Annotated in this window: 5 protein-coding genes and 1 pseudogene; 3 read left to right on the top strand and 3 right to left on the bottom strand. The window is 60.7% G+C overall.

Annotated elements, in window-relative coordinates:
* Positions 1 to 35: 35 nt before the first annotated feature.
* On the bottom strand, positions 36 to 821 hold the full coding sequence (locus tag HMPREF9538_RS19505; protein WP_002885391.1) for a DsbA family protein: 786 nt from the start codon (positions 819 to 821) through the stop codon (positions 36 to 38).
* A gap of 225 nt (positions 822 to 1046) precedes the next feature.
* Here HMPREF9538_RS19505 and HMPREF9538_RS19500 point away from each other — a divergent pair, with 225 nt between their 5' ends.
* Positions 1047 to 1730 (top strand): TerC family protein, encoded by a 684-nt coding sequence (locus HMPREF9538_RS19500; RefSeq protein WP_026005887.1) that lies wholly within the window; start codon positions 1047 to 1049, stop codon positions 1728 to 1730.
* Here HMPREF9538_RS19500 and HMPREF9538_RS32145 read toward each other — a convergent pair.
* Entirely contained in the window at positions 1687 to 1800 is a 114-nt protein-coding gene (locus HMPREF9538_RS32145) for a hypothetical protein (RefSeq protein ID WP_020316611.1), read from the bottom strand. The two genes, HMPREF9538_RS19500 and HMPREF9538_RS32145, sit on opposite strands and share 44 nt — an antisense overlap.
* A gap of 75 nt (positions 1801 to 1875) precedes the next feature.
* Here HMPREF9538_RS32145 and cbpA point away from each other — a divergent pair, with 75 nt between their 5' ends.
* Positions 1876 to 2793 carry a curved DNA-binding protein gene (gene cbpA, locus HMPREF9538_RS0127195; RefSeq protein ID WP_004210044.1) on the top strand — a complete coding sequence of 306 codons (918 nt, stop codon included), beginning with the start codon at positions 1876 to 1878 and terminating at the stop codon, positions 2791 to 2793.
* A complete protein-coding gene (gene cbpM, locus HMPREF9538_RS19495) occupies positions 2793 to 3098 on the top strand; it encodes a chaperone modulator CbpM (RefSeq protein ID WP_002885324.1) in 306 nt (101 codons plus the stop codon). Before cbpA ends, cbpM begins: the two co-directional genes overlap by 1 nt.
* Before the next feature lie 249 nt (positions 3099 to 3347).
* On the opposite strand, the pseudogene HMPREF9538_RS31460 reads toward cbpM, so the two are convergent.
* Positions 3348 to 3426, bottom strand: a pseudogene (locus tag HMPREF9538_RS31460) (plasmid stabilization protein); the annotation flags it as partial.

A 3426-nucleotide genomic window follows, 5' to 3' on the forward strand; every position in this document is an offset into this window, starting at 1 on the left:
GCCGTCGGCGGCCTGGACAGGTAATACGCCGGGGATTAGCCGCCGGCTTTTTTGATGGCGGCTTCCAGCGAGGCTTTGTCTGCCAGCCCCGGGAAGACGGTGATGCTGGCTTCCGTGGCGCCGGTGGTCGGCATCACGATCACGCCCGGCGTGCCGCTCAGACCAATCTCCTGCGCCAGATCGTTAATGCTCTGCAGCACCGGTTCGACGTCGGCGGCCTTCTTCGCATCGAAGCCGGCTTTCTTCGCCTGCTGCTGGATATCCGCCGTCGTCAGCTTGCCTTCGTTATGGCCGGTAGCGTAAATCCCGTTATGGTAGGCCAGATAGGCATCCGCCCCTTTCTGTTGATAGATCTGCAGGCCGGTTTTTGCCGCCTCCAGCGAGCTTTCCCAGCGGCCGCCGAAAATCGGCCACTCTTTGAAGGCGAAGCGGGTCTGCGGGTGCGCTTTAATCACCTGCTCCATCACCGGCGCCAGACGGCTGCAGTAGACGCACTGGTAGTCGAAGAATTCGATCACCGTGACTTTGCCGTTGGCCGGGCCGTAGGTCGGGGTATTTTTATCCTGGGTCAACACGGCGGCGTTCTTCAGCACCGCCTGAGTGGCCGCGCTGGCCTGCTGCTCAGCCTGAATTTGCTGCAGTTTCTGGCTCGCCTGCAGCAGGACTTCCGGGTGGGCAACCAGATAGTCGGCGGCTATTTTGCCGATTTTCGCCTCCTGTTCCGGGGTGAAAGTCGCCGGCGCGTCAGCGGCAGAGGCCATCGCCGGCAGTAAGACAGCGCTCAGCAGGGCGACAGAGAGGTATTTCTTGTGGCCAGACATAGTGGGGATCCTTGCGATAAGTGAACGGCAGGTGAGTCTGGGTGACAAAATATCACCCTTTTTCGCCGAAGCCTTGCCCAACGGCGCCTTGATTCGTAACTTTATTTTTCAGGCTCTCTCTTTCCCGCGCGATAGCGCAGGTCTGCGCCAGTGGTCAACGCGGCCCAGGCGGAGTACCCTGCGCAGCGGTTTTTCTTGCTCTTTTTTCAGGTGGTTTCTCTCGATATGCATGCATTTCTTCAACAATGGGACATGGCAGTGATTATGCTGCAGATTGTCGCCATCGACTTACTGCTGGGTGGCGACAATGCCGTGGTGATCGCCATGGCCTGCCGCAAACTGCCGCCGCAGAAACGCACCAAAGCGATCATCATCGGTACCGTGGGCGCCATCCTGGCGCGCGTTCTGCTGCTGGCGATCGCTTTGTATCTCCTGTCGCTGCCGTGGCTGAAAATAGTCGGCGCGCTGCTCCTGCTGTGGATTGGCATCAAGCTGGTCAGGAATGAGGAAGAAGAGAGCGAGGTTAGCAGCTCTGGCAGCCTGTGGCGCACCGCGATCACCATCACCGTTGCCGATGTGATTATGTCGCTGGATAACGTACTGGCGGTAGCTGCTGCGGGGAAAGGGCACATTGCGCTGGTCGCCCTCGGCGTGGCGATCAGCATTCCGGTTATTGTCGCCGGCAGCAAGCTGGTGCTGGTCCTGCTCACCCGCTTTCCCGCGGTGGTGCTGCTGGGCGGGATGCTCATCGGCTGGATTGCCGGGTCAATGCTGGTCAGCGACCCTACCATTCGCCAGCTGTTTCCCAGCGCCGGCGAGGGCACCGCGCGCCTGGCTGGCGCCGTCGGCGCGCTGCTGGTGCTATTCACCGGATGGCGCCGCCGCCCACGGCCGCAGGCGAAAGACTAATCTTATCCACGGCGCCGTCGACCCCGACGGCGTCAAGTTTCCGCCACTTTTCTTCCCCGTCAGGGCGCATTTGCCCTACGCTTTATACTGACGCCTGTTCCAGGGAATATGTAACCACCGCACTGAGCATAGATGAGATAAAATCATGGAATTGAAGGATTATTATGCCATTCTCGGGGTGCAACCAACCGACGATCTGAAAACCATCAAGACCGCCTACCGCCGCCTGGCGCGCAAATATCACCCCGACGTCAGTAAAGAAAACGATGCCGAAGCCAAATTTAAGGATCTCGCCGAAGCCTGGGAAGTCCTGAAAGATGAGCAACGGCGCGCCGAATACGATCAGCTCTGGCAGCATCGCAACGATCCCGGCTTCGGTCGCCAGCGACAGACCCACGAGCAGAGCTACAGTCAGCAAGATTTCGACGACATCTTCTCCTCCATGTTTGGCCAGCAGGCGCATCAGCGTCGTCGTCAACACGCGGCGCGCGGCCACGATCTGGAGATCGAAGTGGCGGTGTTCCTTGAAGAGACGCTGGCCGAGCAGACGCGCACTATCAGCTATAACCTGCCGGTGTACAACGTGTTTGGCATGATCGAAAGCGAAACGCCGAAAACGCTGAATGTGAAGATCCCCGCCGGGGTAGTCGATGGTCAGCGTATCCGCCTGAAAGGCCAGGGGACGCCGGGGGAGAATGGCGGCCCGAACGGCGATCTGTGGCTGGTTATCCACATCGCCCCGCATCCGCTATTCGATATTGTCGGTCATAACCTGGAGATCGTCCTGCCGCTGGCGCCATGGGAGGCCGCGCTGGGCGCGAAAGTGACGGTGCCCACCCTGAAAGAGAGCATTCTGCTGACGGTGCCGCCGGGCAGTCAGGCAGGGCAGCGACTGCGTATCAAAGGGAAAGGACTCGTGAGCAAAACCCACACCGGCGATTTGTTCGCCGTTATTAAAATAGTGATGCCGACAAAACCAGATGAAAAAGCGCGTGAGCTCTGGCAACAATTGGCCGCCGCCGAAGCCAGCTTCGATCCGCGTAAGACATGGGGGAAAGCCTGATGGCTACAGTAACAGTGACGTTTACCATTACCGAATTGTGCCTGCGTACCGGGGTGTCGGAAGAGGAGCTGACGGAGATCGTCGGCTTAGGGATGATTGAGCCACACCAGCCGCAGGCGGACACCTGGCTGTTCGACGACAGCGCGGTGACGATCGTGCATCGCGCGGTACGCCTGCGTAACGAGCTGGAGCTGGACTGGCCGGGAATTGCGGTGGCGCTGACCCTGCTGGATGAGAACGCGCGGCTGACCCGCGAAAATCGCCTGCTGCAGCAGCGCCTGGCGCGCTTCCTCGCCCACGGATAGGGGTGCCATCCCGGGTCGTGGCGTTCCGTCTTCGCGCCGGGTGGCGGCTACGCCTTACCCGGCCTACAAATGGTACTGGACCCACCATTACACTGGATCCGTAGGCCCGCGCAAGCGTAGCGCCGCCGGGCATGACCCCAGCCAGGGAGCCGCCTGTATGCCGGGTGGCGGCTACGCCATACCCGGCATACAAACTAAGCGCAGCGCAAGCCGGGGAGTTTCCCGGGTCGCGCAAACCGGGAATAGCGCTTAATCCGGTAACGAACCGGCGAGATTACGCGCGGAGACGCTCTTGCTCACCGGCGCGGGCGGCTCCGGCGCCTTAGCC

The organism is Klebsiella sp. MS 92-3 (assembly GCF_000195655.1).
GTDB classification, from domain to species: domain Bacteria; phylum Pseudomonadota; class Gammaproteobacteria; order Enterobacterales; family Enterobacteriaceae; genus Klebsiella; species Klebsiella pneumoniae.

Coding starts and splice junctions, on each gene's coding strand:
- HMPREF9538_RS32145 (WP_020316611.1), bottom strand. CDS start 1,800: ATGCGCCCTGACGGGGAAGAAAAGTGGCGGAAACTTGACGCCGTCGGG.
- cbpA (WP_004210044.1), top strand. CDS start 1,876: ATGGAATTGAAGGATTATTATGCCATTCTCGGGGTGCAACCAACCGAC.
- HMPREF9538_RS19500 (WP_026005887.1), top strand. CDS start 1,047: ATGCATGCATTTCTTCAACAATGGGACATGGCAGTGATTATGCTGCAG.
- cbpM (WP_002885324.1), top strand. CDS start 2,793: ATGGCTACAGTAACAGTGACGTTTACCATTACCGAATTGTGCCTGCGT.
- HMPREF9538_RS19505 (WP_002885391.1), bottom strand. CDS start 821: ATGTCTGGCCACAAGAAATACCTCTCTGTCGCCCTGCTGAGCGCTGTC.